The sequence below is a fragment of the Seohaeicola sp. 4SK31 genome, assembly GCF_028802875.1.
Taxonomy (GTDB): domain Bacteria; phylum Pseudomonadota; class Alphaproteobacteria; order Rhodobacterales; family Rhodobacteraceae; genus Seohaeicola.
Genome location: NZ_JARAMP010000003.1, coordinates 182,758 through 208,584, shown reverse-complemented (window position 1 = coordinate 208,584; position 25,827 = coordinate 182,758). Strand labels below are relative to the sequence as shown.

The following is a 25,827-nucleotide window of genomic DNA, read 5'->3' as shown; positions in this document are numbered from 1 at the left end:
TTGCCCCCGCGCCCCATGATCGTTATCTACAGGGCCAAATCCACGCATTCCCCTCAAGGAGCAATCCGAATGGCAGCCTATCAATACGTCTATCATATGCAGGGCGTCTCCAAGACCTATCCCGGCGGCAAGAAATGCTTCGAGAACATTCACCTGAACTTCCTGCCGGGGGTCAAGATCGGTGTCGTCGGCGTCAATGGCTCGGGCAAGTCGACACTGCTCAAGATCATGGCCGGGATGGACAAGGATTTTCAGGGCGAGGCCTGGCATGCCGAAGGGGCCACCGTCGGCTATCTGCCGCAGGAACCGGAACTGGACCCGTCACTTGACGTGCGCGGCAACGTGATGCTGGGCGTGGCAGCCAAGAAAGCGATCCTCGACCGCTACAACGAACTCGCGATGAACTATTCCGACGAAACGGCTGACGAGATGGCCGCCTTGCAGGACAAGATCGACGCCGAGAACCTGTGGGATCTGGACAGCCAGATCGACATCTCGCTGGAAGCGCTGCGCTGCCCGCCGGACGACGCCGATGTGACCCTGCTGTCGGGCGGTGAAAAGCGCCGTGTCGCCCTGTGCAAACTGCTCCTGCAAGCCCCCGACATGCTGCTCTTGGACGAACCGACCAACCACCTTGACGCGGAAACCATCGCCTGGTTGCAGAACCACCTGATCGCCTATCCGGGCACGATCCTGATCGTCACCCATGACCGTTACTTCCTGGACGACATCACCGGCTGGATCCTCGAACTCGACCGTGGCCGTGGCATCCCCTATGAAGGGAACTATTCCAGCTGGCTGGAACAGAAGGCCAAGCGCCTGTCGCAGGAAGCGCGCGAAGACAAGTCCAAGCAGAAGACGCTGGAACGCGAACTGGAATGGATGCGGCAGGGCGCCAAGGCGCGGCAGGCCAAATCCAAGGCCCGCATCAACGCCTATAACGAAATGGCCAGCCAGTCCGAACGCGAAAAGCTCGCCAATGCCCAGATCGTCATCCCGAACGGCCCCCGCCTTGGCAACAAGGTGATCGAGGTGAACGGCCTGAAGAAACACATGGGCGACAAGCTTCTGGTCGAAGACCTCAGCTTCTCGCTGCCGCCGGGCGGCATTGTCGGCGTGATCGGTCCCAACGGTGCGGGTAAAACCACACTGTTCCGCATCCTGACCGGGCAGGAACAGGCCGATGAAGGCACGGTGGAATATGGCGACACGGTCAAACTGTCCTATGTCGATCAGAACCGCGACGACCTGAACCCGAATGAGAACGTCTGGGAAGCCATCGCAGACGGGCAGGACATCATCAAACTGGGCGACGCCGAGGTGAACGCGCGGGCCTATTGCTCTGCCTTCAACTTCAAGGGTGGCGACCAGCAGAAGAAAGTCTCGCTGCTGTCAGGCGGCGAACGCAACCGCGTGCATATGGCGCGGCTTCTGCGCTCGGGCGGGAACGTGCTGCTGCTTGACGAACCGACCAACGATCTGGACGTGGAAACCCTGCGCGCGCTGGAAGATGCATTGGTGGATTTCGCTGGCTGCGCCGTGGTCATCTCGCACGATCGCTTCTTCCTTGACCGGATCTGCACGCATATCCTCGCCTTCGAGGGCAACGCCCATGTCGAATGGTTCGAGGGCAACTTCGAGCAGTACGAGGAAGACAAGAAACGCCGCCTTGGTGCCGACGCGCTGGAACCCAAGCGGATCAAATTCAAGAAGTTCACCCGGTGATCCGGATGCGGGCGGGCATGCCTGAAAGGCACGGCCCGCCCGCAAACGCCCGGTCAGGGCTTGCCATCTCTTGAACGAATCCCCCTGCGATGGCACATCTTTCGTATAGCCATCAAGGATTTGCCCCCGCCATGATCTCTCGTCGCAATCTCATTGCCTCCACACTCGCCGCCGCCGCCCTGCCGCAGACGGTGTTCGCGCAGGCCAAGACCTTTACCCTGAACCCGCGTTTCGCGCCGCAGGAAGTGAACATCGACTCCAAATACGGTGTCGGTCAGCTTCTGGTGCTGCCACGCGCGCATTTTCTGTATTTCGTGACCGACAGCGGCCGCGCCCGCCGCTATGGCGTGGGCGTGGGCAAGGCCGGGCTGGAATTCACCGGCACCGCGACCATCGACGTCAAGAAACAATGGCCCACATGGCGCCCCACGAACGAGATGATCGAACGTGATCCCCGCGCCTATGCCAAGTTCGTGGACAACGATTATGTTCAGCCAGGCGGTCCGGGCAACCCGCTGGGCGCGCGGGCGCTCTATCTGTTCCAGAACGGGCGCGACACCTTCTTCCGCATCCACGGCACGACGGAACCGCAGAGCATCGGGCGCTCCGTCTCGAACGGATGTATCCGCATGATCAACGACCATGTGATCGACCTGTACGAGCGTGTGCCGGTGGGCACGGTCGTCACCGTCCTCTGATCCGTGCAGATTGCAGAAACACAAAAGGGGGCGCCATTGGCACCCCCTTTTTTCATGTCCTGACGCGACCTTACTTGAAGGCGCAGCCGCTTTTCACACCCAGCCTGCGGAACACGCTGGCTGCGGGGCAGAATCCGGTGATCGAGGATTGGATCAGGTTCACCCCGATGAAAACGGTGAACCACATGAACAGCGGCGAAACCAGCGCCGTCAGCACCACGCTGAGCAGCACCATGAATCCTGCGAACATCATCACGCTACGGTCGAGTGTCATTCCTGTCATCCTTCTGAGGGGCAGACACGACATGTATCTGCGTTGCCCTCAATCTAGCGAAAACAGAAATAACATTCAAGTATTGGAATACGAAAATCAGCGCGCCTTAGAGCAGGATCGACCAGACAAGATAGTTGGGCACCAGAAAGGCAAATGCGATGCAGAACAGTTTCGCGCCATGGACGATCTTCGGGAAAAGGCCGCGCCCTTCAGCCGCTTCGCCAAATCCCATCAGGCCAGCCATGACCGCATGACCACCGGCCATCTGCGACAGTTCCTTGCGCCGGATCGAGGCCATCGCGGCTTCCCGTACTGCCGCCTGCCGCTGCGCTTCCTGTTCGCGTGCCATGAAGATCCCTCCGTCCATTCCATTTCTCCTTGAAACTCCGTGCGGGGCAAGATGTGACGCGGTCTTGGATTGTCGAGTGCAGATCGCAAAAACGTCATGGAAATTCTGGCCAAGGGGCAGGATTTCGCAACGGTCGCGAATATGCTTGCTTGCCGGGGGTCAACCTGTCATACACCTGCGTGCTACGTTATTCTTTTTCGACCACTGTCTTCCGTCTTACGGCGCTCAGTCCTTCGATCCAGACCGACCAACGCCAGGCCATCGCACTTCGCGGATGGCGACCAAGACAGGAGACCACGGATATGGCCACAGGCACCGTGAAATGGTTCAACACCACTAAAGGCTTCGGCTTCATTGCACCCGATGGCGGCAGCAAAGATGTGTTCGTGCACATCTCGGCAGTCGAGCGTTCGGGTCTGACCGGCCTCGCCGACAACCAGAAAGTGACCTTCGACATCGAGTCGGGTCGTGATGGCCGCGAATCCGCGACCAACCTTTCACTGGCATAAGCCTCTGCCCCTCGGGGCATGAACGGACACGGGCGCGCAGGCAACTGCGCGCCCGTTTTCATTGTGCAGCAGAGGCTTGCGGGTCAGGCGGCCCCTTTGATCCAATCCACGATTGCAGCCGCAGGCATCGCACCGGATTGCCGCTGCCGCTCCCGCCCGCCCAGAAAAGCCGCCATCGTGGGAATACCCCGAATGTTGTAAGCCGCGCCGGCCTGAGGATGCGCCTCGGTGTTCAGTTTCACCAGTCGCGCCTGACCTGCCAGCACCTCCGCCGCCTTGGCGAACTCCGGGGCCATCATGCGGCAGGGTCCGCACCACGGTGCCCAGAAATCCACGATCAGCGGCATCTCGTCGGTCCGGGCCGCCTTCTGCAAGATCGCCAGATCCACCTCGACCGCCTTTCCCGAAACAAGTTTCGCGCCGCATGTCCCGCATTTGGCCGCAGGACCCAGACGGTCCTCGGGCACGCGGTTCACCTGACCGCAATGCAGACAGGTCAGTTTTCTGGATGCCATCACGGCTCCTCCTCTGAAATATTCAGACAATTATATATGAATGGCAAACTGTCTGAAAAAGCCCCCTTTCGGCAGAAAACCGCCTGAAAACAGCAAAAAATAGGCCATTTCACCGCCAGATTCCCTCTTGAAACGACTCTGGACCACTCACATACTTCTTATCGCGACGTTACCACTATCGAATAGCCTGCTCCTTCACAGGTCAGTACCTCGATTATGCACTGACTAGCCGGGCTGCCGCACAGTGCGGGCAGCAGATCTGTAAAGGAGATGCGGTATGGCCACTGGCACCGTGAAATGGTTCAACACCACAAAAGGCTACGGCTTCATTGCCCCCGATGGCGGCAGCAAGGACGTTTTCGTTCACATTTCCGCGGTCGAGCGGTCGGGCCTGACCGGGCTGGCCGACAACCAGAAGGTCAAGTTCGACATCGAACCGGGCCGCGACGGTCGTGAATCTGCCGTGAACATCTCGCTGGCCTGATCGCCGGACGGGATTGATGAAAAACGGGCCCTGTCGCGGGGCCCGTTTTGCATTGGCTCAGCCCTTTTCGGCGCGCCGCGCCTCGGCGGCGGCGATCAACTCCAGAACCGCAGGACCCATCGCATCGACGATCAATGCGACACCTTCGGCATTGGGATGGATGCCATCCGGCTGAAAATAGCCCTGCGCTGACGCCAGATCGCCCTCGCCCAGCCCCTTGAAGAAGCTGTCGAAGTAAAGCGCGCCATAAGCCTCGGCCAATTCGGGCCAGATCGCCTCGAATTCCGCCTGATACTCAGGACCGTAATTGCCCGGGGCCTGCATCCCCACCAGCAGGACCGGGATATCCGCCGCCGCCGCCGCCTTCAGAATCCCCTCGATATTCGCCCGCGTCACCGCAGGATCCAGCCCGCGCAACACATCATTGCCCCCCAGCGCAAGGATCATGCCGTGAATATCCGGCGTCAGCGTCCATTCGATCCGTGCCAGACCGCCCGCGGTGGTATCGCCCGACACGCCCGCATTGACCACGCGCAGCGACTCGCCCTGCGCCTCCAGCCAGGCCCGCAGTTGCGGCACGAAGCCTTCTTCGTCGATCAACCCATAGCCCTGCGTCAGGCTGTCGCCAAAAGCCACGATGGACAAAGGCAACTCCCGCGTCTGCTGGGCGCCGGCGACCGTCGCAAAAGCAAGCCCCAGACACAGGACAAGCGCCGCCCACACCTTGCCCCCAGCAGCCAAGGCACCATATGACAAAAAACGAATAGAAAGCAGGCGCATTCCCATGACCTCTCCGGTTCTTTCCCTCACAGATACAGCTTTGTCCCTTGATGGCAATGCAGGCCGCGTGGACATCCTGCACGGCATCACGCTGGATGTCCGCCGGGGCGAGACGTTGGGGCTGGTGGGACCGTCTGGTTCTGGCAAATCGTCTCTCCTTATGCTGATGGGCGGGCTGGAGCGCGCCACGGGTGGCCGGATCACAGCCTTGGGCCAGGACCTGACCACCATGTCCGAGGATCAGCTGGCCCGCTTCCGCAGGGATCATATGGGGGTCGTGTTCCAATCCTTCCACCTCATCCCCACGATGACGGCGCTGGAAAACGTGGCAACGCCGCTGGAACTGGCGGGCCACAAGGACGCCTTCGCCCGTGCCCGCGCCGAGTTGGAGGCCGTCGGTCTGGCCAGCCGCGCCGATCACTACCCCTCGCAGATGTCGGGCGGTGAACAGCAGCGCGTCGCATTGGCCCGCGCCTCTGCCCCGCGCCCCGACATCCTGCTGGCGGATGAACCGACCGGCAATCTGGACGGCACCAATGGGGCAGCCATCATCGAACTGCTCTTCGGCTTGCGCGACAAACATGGCGCGACGCTGGTGCTGGTAACCCATTCCGACGAATTGGCCGCGCGCTGCGACCGCGTGATTCGCCTGCGCGACGGGCGGATCGACACCGAAGCCACGCACAAGGCCGAGGCTGCGGAATGACACTGCGCGTCGCTGCCCGTTTCGCTGCGCGGGAATTGCGCGGCGGGCTCAAAGGGTTCCGCATCTTCCTCGCCTGTCTCGCGCTCGGTGTGGCCGCCATCGCCGCCGTCGGCTCCGTCCGCTCCAGCATCGAGGCGGGTCTGGCCCGCGAAGGGGCAGCCATCCTTGGCGGCGATGCCGAAATCGACCTGACCTACCGCTTCGCAACGCCCGAGGAACGGGCCTGGATCGACAGCATCGCCACCGAAGTGTCCGAGGTCACGGATTTCCGCTCCATGGTCGTCAAGGGTCAGGGCGAGACGGCCGAACGTGGCCTGACGCAGGTGAAATCCGTCGACGCCGCCTATCCCCTGATCGGGCAGGTTCTGCTGGAACCTGCGATGCCACTGGCGCAAGCCTTGGCCGGGGCGGATGGTCTGCCCGGTGCCGTCGTCCATCCCCTGCTGATCGACCGGATGGGGATGCAGATCGGCGACACCTTCCGCCTTGGCACGCAGGACTTCCGCCTCATGGCCGCGATCACGCGCGAACCGGATGCCGGGGCGGATGGTTTCGGTCTTGGCCCGCGCACGATCGTGGCGACCGACGCACTGGCGAATGCGGGCTTGCTGACACCCGGCACGCTCTATTCCACCGAATACCGGATGCTCCTGCCCGAGGACAGCGATCTGGACGCGCTGCAAGCGCAGGTCAGTCAACGGTTCGAGGGCGCGGGTGCCCGCTGGCGCGACAGCCGCAATGGCGCACCCAGCGTGGCGCGTTTCGTGGAACGTCTGGGGGCGTTTCTGATTCTTGTCGGCCTCTCCGGGCTGGCTGTCGGCGGGGTCGGTGTATCCGCCGCCGTGCGCGCTTATCTGGCGGGCAAGACCAGCGTGATTGCCACGCTGCGCACGCTTGGCGCGGACCGGGCCACGATTTTCCAGACATATTTTCTGCAAATCGGTGCCCTCAGCCTTTTAGGGATCACGCTGGGCCTGATCCTTGGCGCAGCAATCCCTTTGGCTGTCGGGCCGTTTCTGGAATCGCGCCTGCCGGTGCCTGCGGTGTTCACCATACACCCCGCCCCGCTTCTGGAAGCCGCGATCTATGGCGCGCTGACTGCGTTGATCTTCACCCTCTGGCCCCTCTCGCGGACCGAGGAGGTGCGCGCCGCCACCCTCTTCCGCGATGCGCTCTCTACCACCCGCACCCTGCCCCGCGCACCGATGCTTGCGGTGATCTTGGCTCTGCTGGCCGCACTGATCGGCACCGCCATGGTCTTCTCCGGCGCGGCATGGCTGACGCTCTGGACTGCGGGCGGCATCCTTGGCGCTTTGGTCCTGCTGGTGCTGACGGCTTGGGGCGTGCGCGCGCTGACCAAGCGGATGCGCGGCAGGGCGCGGGGACGTCCCGTGCTGCGATGGGCCTTGGCCGCCATAGGCGGGCAGCGGGACGAGGCGACCTCGGTGATCCTGTCGCTGGGTTTGGGCCTGTCTGTGCTGGCCGCCGTGGGCCAGATCGACGGCAACCTGCGCGGGGCCATCGCCAACGATCTGCCCGAGGTGGCCCCCTCCTATTTCTTCGTCGATATCCAGCGCGACCAGATGCCCGCTTTCATGGAGCGGCTCGAGAATGACCCCGCTGTCTCGCGCATCGACGCGGCCCCGATGCTGCGCGGGGTGATCACGCAGATCAATGACCGCCCCGCGCGCGAAGTGGCGGGCGATCACTGGGTCGTCACCGGTGACCGCGCCGTGACCTATGCAGGCGCCATGCCCGACGGCACGCGGATCATGGCAGGCGAATGGTGGCCCGATGATTACGACGGTCCGCCCCAGATCAGCTTTGCCGAGGAAGAGGCCCGCGAGATGGGGATCGGCCTTGGCGACACGATCACGATGAACGTGCTGGGGCGCGACATCACCGGGACGATCACCAGCCTGCGCGAAGTGGACTTCTCGACCGGCGCGATGGGTTTCGTGCTGACCATGAACGAACGCGCCTTGGCGGGCGCGCCGCACACCTTCATCTCAACCGTCTATGCCGAGGAACAGGCCGAGGCCCAGATCCTGCGCGATGTGGCGGGGGCCGCGCCCAATATCACCGCGATCCGGGTGCGCGATGCGATTGATCAGGTCTCGGACGTGCTGGCGGGGCTGGCGGCGGCGACCTCCTATGGCGCGGCGGCAACCTTGCTCACGGGCTTTCTGGTGCTGATCGGCGCGGCCGCGGCGGGAGAGCGGGCGCGGACCTATGAGGCGGCAGTGTTGAAAACGCTGGGGGCCAGCCGGGGCCGCATCCTGCGCAGCTTTGCCCTGCGCGCGGCCCTTCTGGGGGCAGCGGCGGGCGTTGTGGCCATCGCCGCCGGGATCGGCGGCGGCTGGGCGGTCACGCATTTCATCATGCAGACCGGCTATACCGTCATCTGGCCCTCGGCCATCGCCATCGTTCTGGGCGGTGTGCTGGCCACGCTGCTGTCGGGGCTGGCCTTTGCATGGCGACCGCTGGCGGCGCGCCCCGCGCAGGTTCTGCGGGCGCGGGAATAAGCCCTGCCCCGCAGAAAACGAAACCGCCGCCAAGGCTTCCCCCGGCGGCGCTGCGTGGTGTGTCCCACCGTGGGACATTTTTCAAGCCCCGTGATATCAACGGGTTACGAGCCCGCGTTTACCACTTTTTAACGCAATCCCCCGGTTATTCCGCCGCTTCAGCGTAATCGCTCATCGGCGGGCAGGTGCAGACCAGATTGCGGTCGCCCCATGCGTTGTCCACCCGGTTCACAGGGGGCCAATATTTGTCCACGCGGAAGGCACCCGGCGGGAAGCAGCCCTGTTCGCGGGTGTAGGGGCGGTCCCAGTCGCCCACCAGATCCTCGACCGTGTGAGGCGCGTGTTTCAGCGGGTTGTTGAGCGGGTCGCTGCGGCCTGCCTCGATATCGGCGATTTCGGCACGGATCGCCAGCATCGCATCGCAGAAACGGTCCAGCTCGGCCTTGGTCTCGGACTCGGTGGGTTCCACCATCAGCGTGCCCGCCACAGGCCAGCTCATCGTCGGCGCGTGGAAACCGCAGTCGATCAGGCGCTTGGCGATATCCTCGACCGTCACACCGGCGCTATCGGCAAAGGGGCGCACGTCGATGATGCATTCATGCGCGACGCGCCCTGTCGGACCTTTGTAGAGGATGGGATAGGCCCCTTCCAACCGCTTGGCGATATAGTTTGCGTTCAGGATCGCGACGCGGGTGGCCTGTGTCAGACCTTCGCCGCCCATCATCAGGCAATAGGCCCAGCTGATCGTGAGGATCGAGGCGGAGCCGTAGGGAGAGCCAGACACCGGCCCTTCGGTCCCGCCGGTCATCAGGTGACCCGGCAGATAGGGCACCAGATGCGCCTTGACGCCGATGGGTCCCATGCCGGGGCCGCCGCCGCCATGCGGGATGGCAAAGGTCTTGTGCAGGTTCAGGTGGCTGACATCGCCGCCCAGATCGCCGGGGCGCGACAGGCCCACCATGGCATTCATATTGGCCCCGTCGATATAGACCTGACCGCCGTGATCATGAGTGATCTTGCAGACCTCGATCACCGTTTCCTCGAACACGCCATGGGTCGAGGGATAGGTGATCATGCAGCCCGCCAGATTGGCAGAGTGCTTTTCCGCCTTGGCGCGGAAATCATCCAGATCGATGTCGCCATTGGCCGAGGATTCCACAGGCACCACCGTCCAGCCCACCATCTGCGCCGAGGCGGGGTTGGTGCCATGGGCGTTCATCGGAATGAGGCAGATGTTGCGATGGCCTTGGCCATTGGCGCGCTGATAGGCGGCAATGGTCAGAAGCCCGGCATATTCGCCCTGCGCGCCGGAATTTGGCTGCATGGACATGCCGTCATAGCCTGTGACCTGACACAGCTTTTCGCTGAGATCCTTGACGATATGGGCATAGCCTGCGGCCTGATCCAGCGGCACGAATGGGTGCATATCCGAGAATTCGGGCCAGCTGAGCGGCATCATTTCCGCCGCAGAGTTCAGCTTCATGGTGCAGCTGCCCAGCGGGATCATCGCGCGGTCCAGCGCCAGATCGCGGTCGGCCAAGCGGCGCATGTAGCGCATCATTTCCGTCTCGGCGCGGTTCATGTGGAAGACGCCATGGGTCAGGTAGGGGGTCTGCCGCACCAGCGCGTCGGGCAGGGCATAGCCAGGGGCGATGCCTTCGTCCTTGCGGGTGATGCCGAAGGCGCGCCACACCGCCTCGATCGTGGCGGGGCGTGTGACTTCGTCCAGCGTGATGCCGATGCGGGTCTTGCCCACGGCCCGCAAATTGATGCCTTCATCCACCGCCGATTTCATGACGGCGGCTTGCAGCGGTCCGACATCGACAGTGATCGTGTCGAAGAAATGGGTCTGTTCGACGGTGAAGCCCGCCTCTTGCAGCCCGCGCGCCAGACGCACGGTCTTGCGGTGGATGCGCTGCGCGATGGCCTTGAGGCCCTCGGGCCCGTGGAACACGGCATAGAAGGAGGCCATGACGGCGAGCAGCGCCTGTGCGGTGCAGACGTTGGAGGTGGCCTTTTCCCGGCGGATATGCTGTTCGCGGGTTTGCAGCGAGAGGCGGTAGGCGCGGTTGCCGTTCGCGTCGATGGAGACACCGACCAGACGCCCCGGCATGGCGCGTTTGAACGCATCGCGGCAGGCCATATAGGCGGCGTGCGGGCCGCCATAGCCCAAGGGCACGCCGAAGCGTTGGGTGCTGCCCACGGCGATGTCGGCCCCCATCGCGCCCGGTTCCTTGAGCAGGCAGAGCGCCATGGGATCGGCGATGACGATGCCGATGGCTTTCGCATCATGCAGCGCGTCCATCTGCGCGGTGAAATCGGTGAGCGTGCCGTAGGTGCCGGGATACTGGAAGATCGCGCCGAAGACGCGGGATGCGTCGAGGGTGTCGGGCGCGCCCACGATCACCTCGATCCCCAAGGGGGCGGCGCGGGTCTGGATCACGCCGATATTCTGCGGGTGGCAGTTCTCATCGACGAAAAAGGCGGTGGCTTTGGATTTGGCGACGCGCTGCGCCATGGTCATGGCCTCGGCTGCCGCTGTCGCCTCGTCCAGAAGCGAGGCATTGGCGATTTCCAGCCCTGTCAGATCGCTGATCATGGTCTGGTAGTTCAGCAGCGCCTCAAGCCGGCCTTGGCTGATTTCGGGCTGATAGGGAGTGTAGGCGGTATACCACGCGGGGTTTTCAAGGATGTTGCGCTGGATCGCGGGAGGCGTGACCGTGCCGTGGAAGCCCTGCCCGATGAGGCTGGTGAGCACGGTGTTGCGCTTGCCGACCTGACGCATGTGATAGAGGAGTTCGCGTTCGGACCGGGGGTCTTCGAAGACGAGCGGGGCCTTCTGCCGGATCGCGGCGGGCACGGTGTCGTCGATCAGCGCGCTCAGATCGGCGGCGTCCACGACCTTGAGCATCTCGGTCATCTCGGCCGGAGAGGGGCCGATATGGCGGCGGTTGGCAAAATCATACGGCTGATAATCGGTCGGCTTGTAGCTCATCGCCCGGGTCCCTTATGTGTCACTTTTACAGGTCAGTCGCGCTGGTGCAGGCAGCCCCGCGCATGGCAGGGCCGCCCGGCTGATCCTGTGGGTCAGTCCACCAGATCCTTGTATTCGTCTTCGTCCATGAACTGATCCAGCAGGGACAGGTCATCGACCTTCATCTTGAAGAACCACGCCTCGCCCAGCGGATCGGCATTGACCTTGCTGGGTTCGTCCACGATGGCCTCGTTGATCTCGACGATCTCGCCGTCCAAGGGGGCGGCGATGTCCGAGGCGGCCTTGACGCTTTCGATCACCACGATTTCATCGCCGGCGGCGACCATCGTGCCCACTTCGGGCAGTTCGACGAACACCACATCGCCCAGTTGCGTGCTGGCATGTTCGGTGATGCCGACCACGACCAGATCGCCTTCGATGCGCAGCCATTCATGATCTTCGGTAAATTTCATCGCTCTGGTCCCTTTTGGTTGGCGCTGATGTCAACGTTTGAAATTCGCGGGCGTGAAGGGCAGGGTCACCACCGTGACCGGCAGCCGCTTGCCCCGCACCTCGCCGTAGAGCTGGGTGCCCACGGTCGCATGATCGCGCGCGACGAGGCCCATGGCAACAGGGGCGCCGACGGTGGGGCCGAAGCCGCCCGAGGTGACGCGGCCGATGGGGTGGCCACCCTCGGCGGTGGTGAAAAGCTCGACCCCCTCGCGCATGGGGGCGCGGCCTTCGGGCAACAGGCCGACGCGGGCGCGGGGGGCTTTGCCGTCCAGTTCCGACAGGATGCGCGCGGCGCCGGGGAAGCCGCCTGCGCGCGCGCCGCCTGTGCGGCGGACTTTCTGGATGGCCCAGCCCAGACCCGCCTCGATGGGGGAGGTGTGGGCGTCGATGTCATGGCCGTAAAGGCACAGGCCCGCCTCCAGCCGCAGGGAATCCCGCGCACCCAGACCGATCGCCTCGACCCGTTCATCGGACAAGAGCGCCCGCGCCAGATCCTCGGCGGCATCCGCGGGCACCGAAATCTCATACCCGTCCTCGCCGGTATAGCCCGAGCGGGACACCCAGCAGGTGGCCCCCGCAAGGTCCAGATCGGCCACATCCATGAAGCGCATGGCGCGCACCGAAGGGTTCAGACCCGCCAGAACATCCTCGGCCAAGGGACCTTGCAGGGCCAGCAGCGCGCGGTCCTCGATCACCTCAAGCGTGACGCCCGCAGGCAGACCGGCGCGCATCAGGGCGATGTCGGCGTCCTTGCAGGCAGCGTTGATGACCACGAAGAGATGATCGCCGCGATTGGCCAGCATCAGATCATCCTCGATCCCGCCTGCCTGATTGGTGAAATAGCCATAGCGCTGCCGGTTCAGGCCCAGACCTGCCACATCGACGGGCACCAAAGCCTCGAACGCCTGCGCCACCGCCTGATAATCCGCGCCGCGCAGGATCACCTGACCCATGTGGCTGACATCGAACAGCCCCGCCGCGGCGCGCGTGTGCAGATGTTCCTTCATCACGCCCAGCCCATACTGGACCGGCATGGAGTAGCCTGCAAAGGGCACCATCTTGGCGCCCAGTTCGACATGCAGCGCCTCGAGTGGCAGGTGCAACAGCTCGCTCATCGTATCCCCTCCGATACGCCGCGCTGACCATGGAACATAATCATCCGGCATCCTTCCCCCGCGCAATCCGCAGGTCACGATGCCCCCTCTGTCCTGTTGCCTGAGATCGTTATCCCGTCGGCGGGTGCGCAGGGCACCACTCTCCAGAGTCCGTCATGTCATACCGGTCCTTGGGCCTGAGAGTTTCCGGGGCGGTTGCTCCTTCGGCACCGGTTTCCCGGTTCTCCCGATCTGACGTTGTCAGCCTTAAACGAGTCGCTTCATCACGACAAGTGGTCGTTTTCGCGCGCGGCACCAAATGGCGCGGTTCAGATGCGGCAGACCACAGGATGCATGATTTCCAGCAGTCTTTCATTGCCGCAGACAAGCGCATCCAGCGTGATCTCGTCCAGATGGGCATAGAACGCCTCGGCGGCATCCGCGACCGCGATCTTCAGGCGGCACGCCTCGACCAGCGGGCAGGTGTTGTCCACATCGGCGAAACACTCGGCGATCGGCACCTGACTTTCCAGCGCGCGGAAGACATCGCCGATCCGAATATCGGCCATCGGCCGCCCCAGCATCAAGCCGCCATTGCGCCCGCGCTGGGTGTGCAGATAGCCAAGCTGTCCCAACTGGTTGATCACCTGTGCCAGATGGTTTTCAGAGGTGTTGCAACAGCGGGCGATCTCGGATTTCGTGACCAGACGTTCCTCGTTGGCGGCGCAATACATCAGCACGCGAATGGCAAGGTTGGTTCGTTTGGTGATACGCATGGCGTCAGATCTCTGCTCCCTTGGATCGTTCTGACAATGCCTGCCTTTGCGGCAAGGGGGATTGATATGGATCAACAGCGGGAAAAATAGCGACATGCAGGATGTGTTTTTTTTCGGCTACGGCTCGCTTGTGAACCGTGCCACCCATGACTACGGCACCGCCCATCACGCCACCTTGCCAGGCTGGCGGCGCGCATGGCGGCACACGGCGTTGCGCCCCGTGGCCTTTCTGACGGCAGAGCGCGATCCGGCCAGTCGTATCGCGGGGTTGATCGCCGCCGTTCCGGGGGCCGACTGGGCCGCGCTTGACAGGCGTGAGGCGGCCTATCTCAGGCATCCGGTCTGCGACAGTGTGGAACATCCGCTGTCCCCGCGCCCCGCCGTGTCGGTCTACGCCATCCCCGAGAACCGCCATGCCGCCCCCAGCGATGCCTTTCCGGTCCTTCTCAGCTATCTGGACGTGGTGGTGCAGGGCTATGCCCGCGAATATGGGGCGGCGGGCGTTGCGGATTTCTTTGCCACCACATCCGGGTGGGAGGCCCCGATCCTTGATGATCGCGCCGATCCGATCTATCCGCGTCACCAGAGGTTGACCCCCGCAGAGCGCGCCCTGACCGACGATCACCTTGCCCGGATCGGCGCGCGGATCATCACCACACGGCCCGAGGGGCTTTAGGCTTCTTCTTGCGAGAAATATCCTTGGGGGGAGTCCCGCAGGGACGGGGGGCAAACAGCCCCCCTGCCCCGTCCGCCAAGCGTTACCCCTTGGCGCGGATCACCTGCAACAGCGGCATCAGCGCGGCCATGTCGGGGCCATGCGCCTGTCCGGTCAGCGCCAGACGCAGCGGCATGAAGAGGCCCTTGCCCTTGCGGCCTGTCGCTTCTTTCACCGCCGTGGTCCACTGACTCCATGTCTGGTCGTCGAAGGGACCTTCGGGCAGCAGGGTCAGGGCCTGGGCCACGAAATCGCGGTCTTCATCGGCGATCACGGGGTCTGCCCCGTCGCGGCAGAGCGCCCACCACGCGGCCAGATCGGCGCGGGTGGTGATGTTGTCGCGCGCCACGGCCCAGAAGCGGGGGGCGAGGGCCGCGGGCACGCCGAGGGCTGCGACGTCATCCGCCACGGCCTCAAGCGGCTGGGCTTGCAGGTGATGCGCCGTCAGCGGGAACAGATCCTGTTCGTCGAATTTCGTGGGAGCGGCGCCGAAGCGGGTGATGTCGAAGCCTTCGATCAGCTCGTCCATGCTGCTGCGCAGTTCGACCGGGTCCGACGATCCCAGCCGCGCCATCAGCGACAGAAGCGCCATCGGTTCGATCCCTTGGGCGCGCAGGTCCTTGATCGACAGCGCGCCCAAGCGTTTCGACAGCGCCTCGCCCTGCGGGCCGGTCAGCAGCGAGTGATGCGCGAAGCTGGGCACGGTGCCGCCCAGCGCCTGAATGATCTGGATCTGGGTGGCGGTGTTGGTGACATGGTCCGAGCCGCGCACGATATGGGTGACGCCCATTTCCGTGTCATCGACGACCGAGGCCAGCGTATAGAGCACCTGTCCGTCCGCACGGATCAGCACGGGATCGGAGACTGAGGCCGCGTCGATGGAGATATCCCCCAGGATGCCGTCCGTCCATTCGATGCGTTCCTGATCCAGCTTGAAACGCCAGTAGCCCTCGCGCCCTTCGGCGCGGAAGGCGGCTTTCTGATCTTCGGTCAGGTCCAGATGCGCGCGGTCATAGACCGGGGGGCGGCCCATGTTCAGTTGTTTCTTGCGCTTGAGGTCCAGTTCGGTGGGAGTCTCGAACACTTCGTAGAAGCGGCCCATGGCGCGCAGCTTGTCCGCCGCCGCGGCATAGCGGTCAAGGCGGAGGGATTGCCGTTCGATCCGGTCCCATTCCAGCCCCAGCCATTCCAGGTCGCGCTTGAGCTGATCGACATATTCCTCTTTCGAGCGTTCCTGATCGGTGTCGTCGATCCGCAGGATGAAGGTGCCGCCCGATTTGCGGGCGATCAGGTAGTTCATCAGCGCGGTGCGCAGGTTGCCCACATGGATATAGCCGGTGGGCGAAGGGGCGAAGCGGGTGGTGGTCATGGGGGATCTCCTGTTGGCCGTTGCTGTGTCACAGGTGCGAGGATTTGTCCAGAAATCGCGGCGCGCGGGCCGCCCCCTGCATTCAGGCACATCACTTGATCGCGAGCGCACAACCCATGGCAGATTGTCGTGCTATGTTCCGGTCAAGACAAAACCACAAGAGGAGGCCCCGATGACCCCGTTCAAGATGTCCCGCCGCTCCGTGCTGACCAGTGCCGCCGCCCTGCCGTTGGCGGGCATGGCTGCCACACCGGCCAGCGCCAGCGCCCCGCTGCTGGGCCCGGCCCGCGCGCCCTATAACCGCATCAAGCTGGGCGGCTATGACGTCACCTCGCTGTTGGCCGGAACCCGGACCGTGCCCGACCCCAACACGATCTTCGGCCTGAACGCCACGCCCGAGGAATTCGCCGCCGCTTCGGAAGCGGCGATGATCCCGACGGACAAGTCGCAGTTCTTCTTCACGCCGACGGTCGTGAACACCGGCTCCGAGCTGGTGCTGTTCGACACCGGGTTGAACGGTGAGGGCATCACGGCCGCGCTGGCTGCCGCAGGCTATACCCCCGACCAGATCGACGTTGTGGTCCTGACCCATATGCATGGCGATCACATCGGCGGCATGATGACGGATGGCGCGGCGACCTTCCCCAATGCGCGCTATGTGACCGGTTCGGCCGAGTTCGATCACTGGAACGGCACCGACAACGAAGGCTTTGCCAACAATGTCCGCCCCATGGCCGACAAGTTCGAGATGATCGGCGATGGCGGCACCGTGGCGTCGGGCATCACCGGCATGGCGGCCTTTGGCCATACGCCGGGCCATATGACCTATATGATCGAAAGCGAAGGGCAGCAGCTGGTGCTGGGTGCCGATTTCGCGAACCATTATGTCTGGTCGCTGGCGCATCCCGATTGGGAAGTGCGCTTCGACATGGACAAGGAAGCCGCCGCCGCGACGCGCCGGTCGATCCTTGGCATGTTGGCCGCAGACCGCATCCCCTTCATCGGTTACCACATGCCCTTCCCGGCATTGGGGTTTGTCGAAACCCGTGGCGAGGGCTTCCACTATGTTCCCGCCAGTTACCAGTTCGTGATGGACAGCTGATCCAGACTACCCAAGACGTTACCGGCTGTCCGGAACGGCGCGCCATCCTCCCTCGGGGGTGGCGCGTATTTATTGTGCGGATCTCCCCTCTGCGCCGCCCTGATCGTGGCCGAGAGAGCGTGTCAGACCGAGGCGACGAAGCGCGCCGCGACAGAGCCGCTCATATGCGTGATCCGCCCCCCCGCGATGGTCGCGCCCACATGGCCGCTGTCGTCCATCACCACCAGATCGGCGCGCAGTCCCGGCAGCAACCTGCCGCGATCCGTCAGCCCCAACAGATGCGCCGGTCCGGCCGTGACCAGATCCCATGCCGCCGTCAGTCCCATCGTCTCGGCCAGCATCAGCGCCGCCTGCCTTGGCGCGGGGTAGTGATAATCGGACGCCAGCGCGTCGCACAGACCCTTGGCGACCAGATCAGCCGCGGCGACATTGCCGGAATGCGATCCGCCGCGCACGACATTGGGCGCGCCCAGAACGATCCTGTCGCCCCCGGACCGCGCCTCGGCGGCGGCCTCAAGCGTTTCGGGAAATTCCGACACGGCGACCCCGCGCCCGCGCCAGAGCGCACGCCCGGAGGCTGTCGCATCATCATGGCTGCCAAGGATCACGCCTGCCGCTGCCAACCGCGCGGCCAGACCCTCCAACGCCGCGGGCACACGGTCGGACTGACCATGCAACCGTTGCAGCAGCGCCAGATGATCTTCGGGGCTGCGCCCGCTTTTCAGCGCCTGCCCGGTCAGACGCGGCGGACGCTTGCCTGCCGCCAGCGCGGCATGGGGCAGATGATCGTTGAACACGACATAGCCGATCCCGAAACGCGCAACCGCATCCGCGATGGCGGGATAATCCTGCACGAGACAGGTTTCCATCCGCAGTTGCGCCCGCATATCGGTGCCCAGTCCGCGATGCCCGGCCAGCGCCTCAAGGAACCGCAGGGCGAATTCCGGCCCGCGCATCCCGCCTTCCCAGCTCCAGAATTGCGCAAGCACCGCCGTAGTGATCCCGTTGGCGGCCAGTTCCGCCTCGGTCGCGGCGACACCCTGCCCCAGATCCCGCATGGCCCCGCGCCGGGGGGCCAGATGCCGCTCGAACCCGTCACCATGCACATCGACGATTCCCGGCAGCACACGCAAGCCTGTCAGATCGACGTGGCGCGCCTGTCGATCCTCGACGATCCGTCCCCCGGCCAGTGACAAGGGTCCATTGTCCAGCCCACCGGGGCGCAGGACCTCGGCCCCGGTCAGGGTCAGGGCCAGCGTCCCGCTCATTCCAGCACCGGCAAGTCCATGACCGCCTGACCCCATGTGATCGAACGATCAAAGGCCCCGGTCTTGAGGAATTGCCGCACCTGCGCGATCACCTGCGGATTGTTCATCAAGAAGGTATGGGTCACATGCAGCACCATGTGATCGGCCATCCCTTCGACCTTGGTTTCCTCGACCGAGACCTTGCCGTCATCCGGTCCCTCGATCATCGACGAGAACACAGGGTTGAGCGAACGGTCGCCAGCGATGACGCCCAGTTCGAAGTCCACCGGCGGCAGATGCGAGGGCATGCCCTTTTCGCCGGTACGCAGTTGCTTGCCCGCAGGGCCGTTCAGCCAGCCGAACGCCTCGATATCGACAAGTTCGTCCACCAGTTCGGACCCTTCATTGGGCGGGGCGAGCATCACCACGCGTCCCAGATTGGCGGGCCGGTTCCCCACCAGCCAGAACCGGGTCAGGATGCCGCCCATCGAATGGGTCACGAAATGGGTGGTCCGGTCACCGCATTGTGCCACCGCGCGCGGCAACACGGTCGAGGCGAGGTTGCCGATCGTCTCTTCGGTCGAGGGGTAGCCGGGATTGATGACCATATAGCCATCCGCCCGCAGCACCTGCTCCATGAGCAGAAAAGACACTTCTGTCCGCGCCAGCCCGTGCAGCAGCACCACGCATTCGCCCTCGGCGGAGCGGGCCGGATCGCCTGTCACCCCGCAGGCGGCACTGAGAATGGCCAGAACCGGCAGCGTGACATATTTCGAAGTCATGTATTTCATGCCAGACAGATAGTCTCGTTTGTTCCCCCGCAAAAGCCCCATAAGACCAGAGGTCACATGCTACAGCCCAGACTTGCCACCCGCGCGGTGATCCTGCACGACAACCGTCTGCTTCTGGTCAATGCCTATCGCGACCCGGCTGCGACACTGTGGTGCGCGCCCGGTGGCGGGGTCGAGGCGGGCGCGTCCCTGCCCGACAATCTGGCCCGCGAGGTGCATGAGGAAACCGGCCTGACCATCCGCGTGGGTCCGCCCTGTCTGGTGAACGAGTTTCACGACCCGGATCGCGGCTTTCATCAGGTGGAGGTCTTTTTTCGCTGCACCATCACGGCGGGCATGTTGGCCGAAGGCTGGGCCGATCCCGAAGGCATCGTGACGCGCCGCCGTTTCTTCACGCAGGACGAGGTGCGCGATCTCAGGCTGAAGCCGGACAGCTTGCCCCGCGTCGCATGGGCGCGCGGCTTCGGCTATGACCCGCTGGAATTGATACAACCGGCCTGAGGGCGTCTGTCACCCCGGAAAAAGCTTGGCCGGATAGGTCAGGTCAGCGGTGACGCCTGCCAGCCCGTCGGGGATTCGTGGCGCACGGATGCGATGTCGCCCCGCAGATGCCGCCCCTCCATCCAGACCAGTTCAAGCCGGATATCCCCCGCATCGCGCAGCTAATCCAGAAGATGGGCCTCTTTCGGGCTGCCGAAACAGGTGGTCAGAAGGTCGATCACCTCGACGCGGTCTTCGGGCAGAAGACATCTGACGGTCATGGGCGGCCCTCCCCGGCATGGACCTCTGTGCCGTTCCCATGTCGAAGGGATGAACGGTGGGCGCAAGGGTCGCGTCGGCGGATGGCTGGGCGCGGGCCGCGGTGCGGCGCGTTTGCCGAAAGATCAGGCGTCCTTGCCCAAGACATGCGCCTTTCGTGCGGGCGGGAGCGCGGCCAGCAAGACGCCGCCCAGCACCAGTGCCGAGGCCATGGCGAATCGCAGGCTGACCCCCTCGCCCAGCAGGAGGAGCCCGCCTGCCGCCGCGATCACCGGCACGCAGAGCTGTGCCACCGCCGCGCGGGTCGATCCCAGACGGGGCAGCACCGCATACCACAAGGCATAGCCGCAGCCCGAGGTCACAGCGCCCGAGAGCACCGCCAGCACGGCGCCCTGCGCTGTGGCCGTATCGGGCAGGACGGCCAGAACGATCAGCCCCAGCGGCGCGGCAAAGACGAAATTCCCGGCCGTGGCCCCCATCGGATCGGTCGCCCCGCGCCCCAGCAGCGAGTAGATGCCCCAGCCCAGCGCCGCCGCGGCCATCAGCGCGGCCCCCCACGGATCTGGGGCCGCGCCCCCTGCGGGCCAGAGCAGCCAGACCAGCCCGCCGAAGGCCAGCGCCGCGCCCGCCCAGCGCCGCGCGGGCACCGTCTCGCGCAGGATCAGGGCGCCTGCGAACATCGTGATCTGCACGCCGCCGAACAGGATCAGCGCGCCCACGCCGGCGGGCAGGCTGACATAGGCGAAGGAAAAGCCCAGCACATAGAGGGCAAGGCTGGCTGCACCGCCGGGTTGCCACAGCGGCCGCATCCCGCCCCCTCGCCACGCCACCAGCGCCCAGAGGCAGAGCGCCCCTGCGACCAGACGGATTGCGGCAAAGGCGGCAGGTCCCGTCGTGCCATCCTCCAGAGCCATCCGGTTCAGGATGGAGTTGGCAGCAAAGGCCAGCATGGTGAGGGCGGTCAGCAGAAAAAGGCGCATGTCGCATCGCTAGCGCAGTTGATCACCGGACAGAAGGCGTAAAGGGCACAACCACGATACATCGCCGCGCAACTCCTGCGGTGCTTGATCCGCAGGCCAAGGCGAGTTTAGGCTGATCCTGTGGGGAAATTATCCAGCAAGGACAGACAGTCATGCCGATGGTTCGCGTCAGACGCCATTCACGGGCCCGCCGCTATGGCGTGCCGATTGCGCTTGGCCTGCTGGTCGTGGGATCGCTCTATCTGGCCAGCGCGACATTGGGATTGCACCGTGTCGCGAGCCAGGTCCTGACCGTCGGCGGACTGGCGCAGATGCAAGCGGCCGCGACGCCGCCGGATGAACCGACGGCGCTTGGCTATCGCGGTGATCCGCAAGCCGCATTCGGCTTGCCCTTCGAGACATTGGCCGTGCAGACCACGCTTGGCCCGGCCGAGGCGTGGTTCGTCCCGGAACCCCTTGTGCCGGGCGCGCCGCAGCCGCACATGGCCGCGATCTATGTGCATGGGATCGCAGGGGCGCGGGAGGATGGATATCGCTATCTGCCGATGCTGCATGAGGCTGGCTTTCCCACGCTGCTGATCAGCTATCGCAATGACATGAACGCGCCGGTGACCGAGGATGGGTTCTATGGCTTTGGCCTGACCGAATGGCCTGATCTGGAGGCCGCCGTGCTGACGCTGCGGGATCGTGGGTATGGCGAGGTGATGATTCTGGCCGATTCCATGGGGGGCGGCATTCTGGGACAGTTCATGGCCCGCAGCCCCGAGGCCAGCCGCATCAGCGCCATCGCGCTGGATTCGCCCGCGCTGGAGTTCAAGGCCGTGCTTGAGCATCTGGCCCGCAACATGGGGCTGCCCTTCCCCGGCACGGTCGCCGCCACGACCCTGACCGCGCTGGGCTTGACGCACCCGTCCGATCTGCGCGCGGCCAGTGTCACCGGGCGCTATGCGGGGTTTTACGGTCCGCTGTTTCTGGCCCATGGCAGCGCGGATCAGGTCGTCCCGCTGGACACGAGCCAGAGACTGATCGCGCTGCGCGCCGCATCGGATGCCGGGGCCGTGACGGTCGCGCATCCGACCGAGGCGGATCATCTGCAATCCCATGCCGCCGACCCCGGCAGCTATGAGGCCGCGTTCCAGGAGTTTCTGGCCCTGACGCGGGTGCCTTGAGGGGGGGTGTGGTGGGTGCGTGCGAGCACGCACCCTACGCTTGCTGGTGAAGGGTGTGTTTTGTTGGTCGCGGGGTTGATCGAGCCGCCCGTAGGGTGCGTGCTTGCACGCACCGTTTGCAAATGCGGGTGGGGGCGTGCGAGCACGCACCCACCGCCATCAACCACCCATTAACCAAATCCATGCACATTGGGGGCATGTCAAATTATCGCCGTCCCTTTGTCCTTGGAGCCCAGATCTTTTTCACCGTCGCGCTGGCCAATCGTGGCAGCCGAATGTTGGTGGATCACATCGATCTGCTACGCGGCGCGGTGAGGCAGACGCGGCGCGAGCGCCCCTTTGCCATCAACGCTTGGGTGGTCCTGCCTGATCATCTGCATTGCGTCTTGACCCTGCCCTCAGGCGATGCCGATTATCCGACGCGCTGGCGGCTGATCAAAACACGTTTTTCGCGGCAAATGCCTGCGGGCCCCTTACGGCCATCGCATATTCTGCGTGGCGAGCGGGGCATTTGGCAGCGCAGGTATTGGGAACATCATATCCGCGATAATGCGGATTTCGCGGCGCATGTTCGGTATTGTTGGCTCAACCCCGTCAAACATGGTTTTGTGCGGTCGCCCGAAGAATGGCCCTACTCAACCATTCACAGGGACATTGCGAACGGAGAATATGATCCAAAAAAGGCGGCCATTTCATAATTCCGTAGGGTGCGTGCTTGCACGCACCGTTTGTTGATGTGGGGGGTAGGGTGTGTGCTTGCACGCACCGTTTGTTGATGTGGGGGGGAGAGTGGTGCGTGCTAGCACGCACCCTACGTCCCAACGACGGAAAAGGGCCCGCCTTGCGGCGAGCCCTTCCTTGTCGAACGTCAGGTGACGGTCGGGATTACATCATCCCGTCCATGCCGCCCATGCCGCCCATGCCGCCGCCCATGCCGCCGCCGGCCGATTCCTTGGACGGACGATCCGCAACCATGGCTTCGGTGGTGATCAGCAGGCCGGCCACCGAGGCTGCGTCCTGAAGAGCGGTGCGGACAACCTTGGCCGGGTCAATCACGCCGAACTTGAACATGTCGCCATATTCTTCGGTCTGCGCGTTGAAGCCAAAGGTCTTGTCGTTGCTTTCGCGGATCTTGCCCGCGACGACCGAACCGTCCACACCCGAGTTCTCGGCGATCTGGCGCAGCGGCGCTTCGATGGCCTTGCGGATGATCGAGATCCCGACGTCCTGGTCGCTGTTGGCCCCCTTGAGACCGTCCAGAGCCTTACCGGCCTGGATCAGGGCAACACCGCCGCCGACGACGATACCTTCCTGCACGGCTGCGCGGGTGGCGTTCAGCGCGTCATCGACGCGGTCCTTGCGCTCTTTCACTTCGGTTTCGGTCATGCCGCCGACGCGGATGACGGCAACGCCGCCTGCCAGCTTGGCCACACGTTCCTGCAGCTTCTCGCGGTCATAGTCCGACGTGGTCTCTTCGATCTGCTGACGGATCTGGGACACGCGTGCCTCGATCTCGGCCTTGACGCCGTGACCGTCCACGATCGTGGTCTCGTCCTTGTTGATCGCGACTTTCTTGGCCGAACCCAGCATGTCGATCGTGACCGACTCCAGCTTCATGCCCAGATCTTCGCTGATCACCTGACCGCCGGTCAGAATGGCCAGATCCTGCAGCATCGCCTTGCGACGATCACCAAAGCCCGGCGCCTTGACGGCAGCGATCTTCAGGCCGCCACGCAGCTTGTTGACGACCAGCGTGGCCAGAGCCTCGCCTTCCACGTCCTCGGCGATGATCAGCAGCGGCTTTTGCGACTGGATCACGGACTCGAGCAGCGGGACCATCGGCTGGAGCGAGGAGAGCTTCTTCTCGTGCAGCAGGATGAGGCAGTCTTCCAGCTCGGCGACCATCTTGTCGGGGTTGGTCACGAAATAGGGGCTGAGGTAGCCACGGTCGAACTGCATGCCTTCGACCACGGTGGTCTCGGTCTCGAGGCCCTTGTTCTCTTCGACGGTGATGACACCCTCGTTGCCGACCTTCTGCATCGCGTCGGCGATCTGACGACCGATTTCCGCTTCGCCATTGGCCGAAATCGTGCCGACCTGTGCCACTTCGGCGCTGTCGCTCACGTCGCGGGCGGCCGCCTTGATGGCTTCCACGACTTTGGTGGTGGCCAGATCGATGCCGCGCTTGAGGTCCATCGGGTTCATGCCAGCGGCAACCGCTTTCATGCCTTCCTTGATGATGGCTTGCGCCAGCACGGTCGCGGTGGTGGTGCCGTCGCCGGCCTCATCATTGGTGCGGGAAGCGACTTCCTTCACCATTTGCGCGCCCATGTTCTCGAACTTGTCTTCCAGTTCGATTTCCTTGGCAACCGACACACCGTCCTTGGTGATGCGCGGTGCGCCGAAGGATTTGTCCAGCACCACGTTGCGGCCTTTGGGGCCGAGCGTGACCTTGACCGCATCTGCCAGCGTGTTCACGCCTTTCAGCATGCGATTGCGGGCGTCGGTCGAAAACTTGACGTCTTTAGCAGCCATTTTGCTTGCTCCTAGATATCAGAATGTCAGGGATGACGATCAGGCAATGATGCCCATGATGTCGGATTCTTTCATGATCAGCAGCTCTTCACCATCGAGGGTGACTTCGGTGCCGGACCATTTGCCAAACAGGACCTTGTCCCCTGCCTTGACGTCCATGGCGATGCGGTCGCCATCCTCGTCCTTCGCACCTGCGCCGACGGCGACGATGATGCCCTCGGCGGGTTTTTCTTTTGCGCTGTCGGGGATGATAAGACCGCCCTTGGTCTTTTCGTCGCTTTCCACGCGGCGGACCAGCACGCGGTCATGAAGCGGTGTAAATGCCATCTCTGAGGCTCCTTGGCTCAAAGTTTCTCACTGAACCCCGTTCGGGGTATTAGCACTCACTCCCTGCGAGTGCTAACGGCGCATAGCTAGGGATCAGGCCAAGGGCTGTCAACATCTGAATCGGCAAAATTCGACAGCTTGTCGCGGCTTCAGTCCAGCGCCGCGCGGCCGGCCTCGGTCAGGGTATAGACCCCGGTCGCGACACGCGCGAACCAGCCGTAATGATTGTCCGCCATGATCCGCGTCGCCTGCGTCACACCGCAGGCCGCCGCCACATCGCGCCCCCGCGCCTGCCCCGCCTGTGCCAGCGCGGCGGCGCAGCGCAGGGCATCCTGCCGGTAGCCCGTCATCAGCCCCTGTTTCACCGAACCGCCCCGGTTGGGATCGCCCTGCAACCGATGGAATTCGCGCAAAAGCGCCGTTTTGCGGCGGGGCTGCTTGCGCGGCGCATAGGGGCCGGGGTCGGCATGGGCGATGACCAGCCCGTCGGTCAGGCGCACACTCAGCACCCCCAGACCCAGACGGCGGCACAGACCCACATTGTCGCGCAAGGCCCGCGCCGCGACCTTGCCGGTCCGATGGGGCACGGCCACGTAGACCAGATCCGTCACCGCCTGCCGCGCCACCGCCTGATGCAGCAGGGTCAGGGAAAAGCCGGTCTTCAACTCCACCACCACGGGCGGCTCGTCTCCCCGGCAGGCCAGCACATCCACCGCGCCCACCTCGCCTTTCACGAGATAGCCCTGCGCCTCGAGATAGGCTTTCACCGGACCGTAGAGATCGCTTTCCCGCAAAAATCACCCATTCCCCTGCCTGCACCGCCGGACTATCCCGCAGGCGCGTCCCATTGTCCAACCCTCGCGATGCTGCCTTGCAGCATAGGCAGGTGACAATCCCGCGGCCCCGCCCTA

26 protein-coding genes and 1 riboswitch are annotated in these 25,827 nt (G+C 64.1%); of the genes, 11 read left to right on the top strand and 15 right to left on the bottom strand.

What is annotated here, in order from left to right; translation table 11 throughout:
* The first annotated feature begins 69 nt into the window (after positions 1-69).
* Complete coding sequence (gene ettA / locus PVW27_RS04170; RefSeq protein ID WP_274555367.1) at positions 70-1,725, top strand: energy-dependent translational throttle protein EttA; 1,656 nt, start codon at positions 70-72, stop codon at positions 1,723-1,725.
* Between the two features lie 131 nt (positions 1,726-1,856).
* Positions 1,857-2,423 carry a L,D-transpeptidase gene (locus PVW27_RS04165; RefSeq protein WP_274555365.1) on the top strand — a complete coding sequence of 189 codons (567 nt, stop codon included), beginning with the start codon at positions 1,857-1,859 and terminating at the stop codon, positions 2,421-2,423.
* A gap of 70 nt (positions 2,424-2,493) precedes the next feature.
* Here the strand turns inward: PVW27_RS04165 and PVW27_RS04160 are convergent, their stop codons facing one another.
* The gene (locus tag PVW27_RS04160) at positions 2,494-2,697 is read right to left on the bottom strand and encodes a YgaP family membrane protein (protein ID WP_274555364.1); all 204 of its coding nucleotides are present in this window, start codon (positions 2,695-2,697) and stop codon (positions 2,494-2,496) included.
* A 106-nt stretch (positions 2,698-2,803) separates the two neighbouring features.
* Positions 2,804-3,064: a hypothetical protein gene (locus PVW27_RS04155; protein WP_274555363.1), complete on the bottom strand. Its 261-nt coding sequence runs from the start codon at positions 3,062-3,064 to the stop codon at positions 2,804-2,806.
* 284 nt (positions 3,065-3,348) lie between these two features.
* Between PVW27_RS04155 and PVW27_RS04150 the strand changes: the two genes are divergently transcribed.
* A complete protein-coding gene (locus PVW27_RS04150) occupies positions 3,349-3,555 on the top strand; it encodes a cold-shock protein (RefSeq protein WP_230800357.1) in 207 nt (68 codons plus the stop codon).
* 83 nt (positions 3,556-3,638) lie between these two features.
* On the opposite strand, the gene trxC is transcribed toward PVW27_RS04150, so the two are convergent.
* A complete protein-coding gene (trxC, locus tag PVW27_RS04145; RefSeq protein ID WP_274555354.1) occupies positions 3,639-4,070 on the bottom strand; it encodes a thioredoxin TrxC in 432 nt (143 codons plus the stop codon).
* Between the two features lie 277 nt (positions 4,071-4,347).
* Between trxC and PVW27_RS04140 the strand changes: the two genes are divergently transcribed.
* Positions 4,348-4,554 (top strand): cold-shock protein, encoded by a 207-nt coding sequence (locus PVW27_RS04140; protein ID WP_068290543.1) that lies wholly within the window; start codon positions 4,348-4,350, stop codon positions 4,552-4,554.
* A 57-nt stretch (positions 4,555-4,611) separates the two neighbouring features.
* Here the strand turns inward: PVW27_RS04140 and PVW27_RS04135 are convergent, their stop codons facing one another.
* Positions 4,612-5,340, bottom strand: a complete 729-nt coding sequence (locus PVW27_RS04135; RefSeq protein ID WP_432762093.1) for an arylesterase — start codon at positions 5,338-5,340, stop codon at positions 4,612-4,614.
* On the opposite strand from PVW27_RS04135, the gene PVW27_RS04130 reads away from it, so the two are divergent.
* Together PVW27_RS04130 and PVW27_RS04125 are read left to right on the top strand one after the other, a co-directional pair.
* On the top strand, positions 5,339-6,040 hold the full coding sequence (locus PVW27_RS04130) for an ABC transporter ATP-binding protein (protein WP_274555345.1): 702 nt from the start codon (positions 5,339-5,341) through the stop codon (positions 6,038-6,040). The two genes, PVW27_RS04135 and PVW27_RS04130, sit on opposite strands and share 2 nt — an antisense overlap.
* Positions 6,037-8,565, top strand: coding sequence for an ABC transporter permease (locus PVW27_RS04125; protein ID WP_274555343.1), 2,529 nt, complete (start codon positions 6,037-6,039; stop codon positions 8,563-8,565). Before PVW27_RS04130 ends, PVW27_RS04125 begins: the two co-directional genes overlap by 4 nt.
* A gap of 145 nt (positions 8,566-8,710) precedes the next feature.
* Here PVW27_RS04125 and gcvP read toward each other — a convergent pair whose 3' ends face one another.
* The 4 genes from gcvP to PVW27_RS04105 all read right to left on the bottom strand — a co-directional run bounded on the left by gcvP (position 8,711) and on the right by PVW27_RS04105 (position 13,922).
* Positions 8,711-11,560, bottom strand: coding sequence for an aminomethyl-transferring glycine dehydrogenase (gene gcvP, locus PVW27_RS04120; protein ID WP_274555341.1), 2,850 nt, complete (start codon positions 11,558-11,560; stop codon positions 8,711-8,713).
* Between the two features lie 92 nt (positions 11,561-11,652).
* The gene (gene gcvH / locus PVW27_RS04115; RefSeq protein ID WP_274555339.1) at positions 11,653-12,012 is read right to left on the bottom strand and encodes a glycine cleavage system protein GcvH; all 360 of its coding nucleotides are present in this window, start codon (positions 12,010-12,012) and stop codon (positions 11,653-11,655) included.
* A 30-nt stretch (positions 12,013-12,042) separates the two neighbouring features.
* A complete protein-coding gene (gene gcvT, locus PVW27_RS04110; protein ID WP_274555337.1) occupies positions 12,043-13,167 on the bottom strand; it encodes a glycine cleavage system aminomethyltransferase GcvT in 1,125 nt (374 codons plus the stop codon).
* Between the two features lie 154 nt (positions 13,168-13,321).
* Positions 13,322-13,406, bottom strand: a riboswitch (glycine riboswitch).
* A gap of 69 nt (positions 13,407-13,475) precedes the next feature.
* Positions 13,476-13,922 carry an RrF2 family transcriptional regulator gene (locus PVW27_RS04105; protein WP_274555335.1) on the bottom strand — a complete coding sequence of 149 codons (447 nt, stop codon included), beginning with the start codon at positions 13,920-13,922 and terminating at the stop codon, positions 13,476-13,478.
* A 94-nt stretch (positions 13,923-14,016) separates the two neighbouring features.
* Here PVW27_RS04105 and PVW27_RS04100 point away from each other — a divergent pair, with 94 nt between their 5' ends.
* Positions 14,017-14,598, top strand: a complete 582-nt coding sequence (locus PVW27_RS04100) for a gamma-glutamylcyclotransferase family protein (protein ID WP_274555333.1) — start codon at positions 14,017-14,019, stop codon at positions 14,596-14,598.
* 82 nt (positions 14,599-14,680) lie between these two features.
* Here the strand turns inward: PVW27_RS04100 and gltX are convergent, their stop codons facing one another.
* Positions 14,681-16,006: a glutamate--tRNA ligase gene (gene gltX, locus PVW27_RS04095; protein WP_274555331.1), complete on the bottom strand. Its 1,326-nt coding sequence runs from the start codon at positions 16,004-16,006 to the stop codon at positions 14,681-14,683.
* A gap of 172 nt (positions 16,007-16,178) precedes the next feature.
* Between gltX and PVW27_RS04090 the strand changes: the two genes are divergently transcribed.
* Positions 16,179-17,108, top strand: coding sequence for an MBL fold metallo-hydrolase (locus PVW27_RS04090; RefSeq protein WP_274555329.1), 930 nt, complete (start codon positions 16,179-16,181; stop codon positions 17,106-17,108).
* A gap of 122 nt (positions 17,109-17,230) precedes the next feature.
* Here the strand turns inward: PVW27_RS04090 and PVW27_RS04085 are convergent, their stop codons facing one another.
* Positions 17,231-18,376, bottom strand: a complete 1,146-nt coding sequence (locus PVW27_RS04085) for an alpha-D-ribose 1-methylphosphonate 5-triphosphate diphosphatase (protein ID WP_274555327.1) — start codon at positions 18,374-18,376, stop codon at positions 17,231-17,233.
* Positions 18,373-19,146, bottom strand: a complete 774-nt coding sequence (locus PVW27_RS04080) for an alpha/beta hydrolase (RefSeq protein WP_274555325.1) — start codon at positions 19,144-19,146, stop codon at positions 18,373-18,375. The genes PVW27_RS04085 and PVW27_RS04080 overlap by 4 nt, the downstream gene beginning before the upstream one ends.
* A 57-nt stretch (positions 19,147-19,203) precedes the next feature.
* Here PVW27_RS04080 and PVW27_RS04075 point away from each other — a divergent pair, with 57 nt between their 5' ends.
* Entirely contained in the window at positions 19,204-19,647 is a 444-nt protein-coding gene (locus PVW27_RS04075) for an NUDIX domain-containing protein (RefSeq protein WP_274555324.1), read from the top strand.
* 383 nt (positions 19,648-20,030) lie between these two features.
* Here PVW27_RS04075 and PVW27_RS04070 read toward each other — a convergent pair whose 3' ends face one another.
* Positions 20,031-20,885 carry a DMT family transporter gene (locus PVW27_RS04070; protein WP_274555322.1) on the bottom strand — a complete coding sequence of 285 codons (855 nt, stop codon included), beginning with the start codon at positions 20,883-20,885 and terminating at the stop codon, positions 20,031-20,033.
* Positions 20,886-21,037: 152 nt separating this feature from the next.
* On the opposite strand from PVW27_RS04070, the gene PVW27_RS04065 reads away from it, so the two are divergent.
* A complete protein-coding gene (locus PVW27_RS04065; RefSeq protein WP_274555320.1) occupies positions 21,038-22,054 on the top strand; it encodes an alpha/beta hydrolase in 1,017 nt (338 codons plus the stop codon).
* Positions 22,055-22,251: 197 nt separating this feature from the next.
* Positions 22,252-22,752, top strand: coding sequence for an REP-associated tyrosine transposase (locus PVW27_RS04060; RefSeq protein ID WP_274555318.1), 501 nt, complete (start codon positions 22,252-22,254; stop codon positions 22,750-22,752).
* Between the two features lie 187 nt (positions 22,753-22,939).
* Here PVW27_RS04060 and groL read toward each other — a convergent pair whose 3' ends face one another.
* The 3 genes from groL to PVW27_RS04045 form a co-directional block, all read right to left on the bottom strand.
* Positions 22,940-24,589 carry a chaperonin GroEL gene (gene groL / locus PVW27_RS04055; protein WP_274555316.1) on the bottom strand — a complete coding sequence of 550 codons (1,650 nt, stop codon included), beginning with the start codon at positions 24,587-24,589 and terminating at the stop codon, positions 22,940-22,942.
* Positions 24,590-24,628: 39 nt separating this feature from the next.
* Positions 24,629-24,916 carry a co-chaperone GroES gene (locus PVW27_RS04050; RefSeq protein ID WP_274555314.1) on the bottom strand — a complete coding sequence of 96 codons (288 nt, stop codon included), beginning with the start codon at positions 24,914-24,916 and terminating at the stop codon, positions 24,629-24,631.
* 149 nt (positions 24,917-25,065) lie between these two features.
* Positions 25,066-25,710: a DUF2161 domain-containing phosphodiesterase gene (locus PVW27_RS04045; RefSeq protein WP_274555312.1), complete on the bottom strand. Its 645-nt coding sequence runs from the start codon at positions 25,708-25,710 to the stop codon at positions 25,066-25,068.
* Positions 25,711-25,827: the final 117 nt, after the last annotated feature.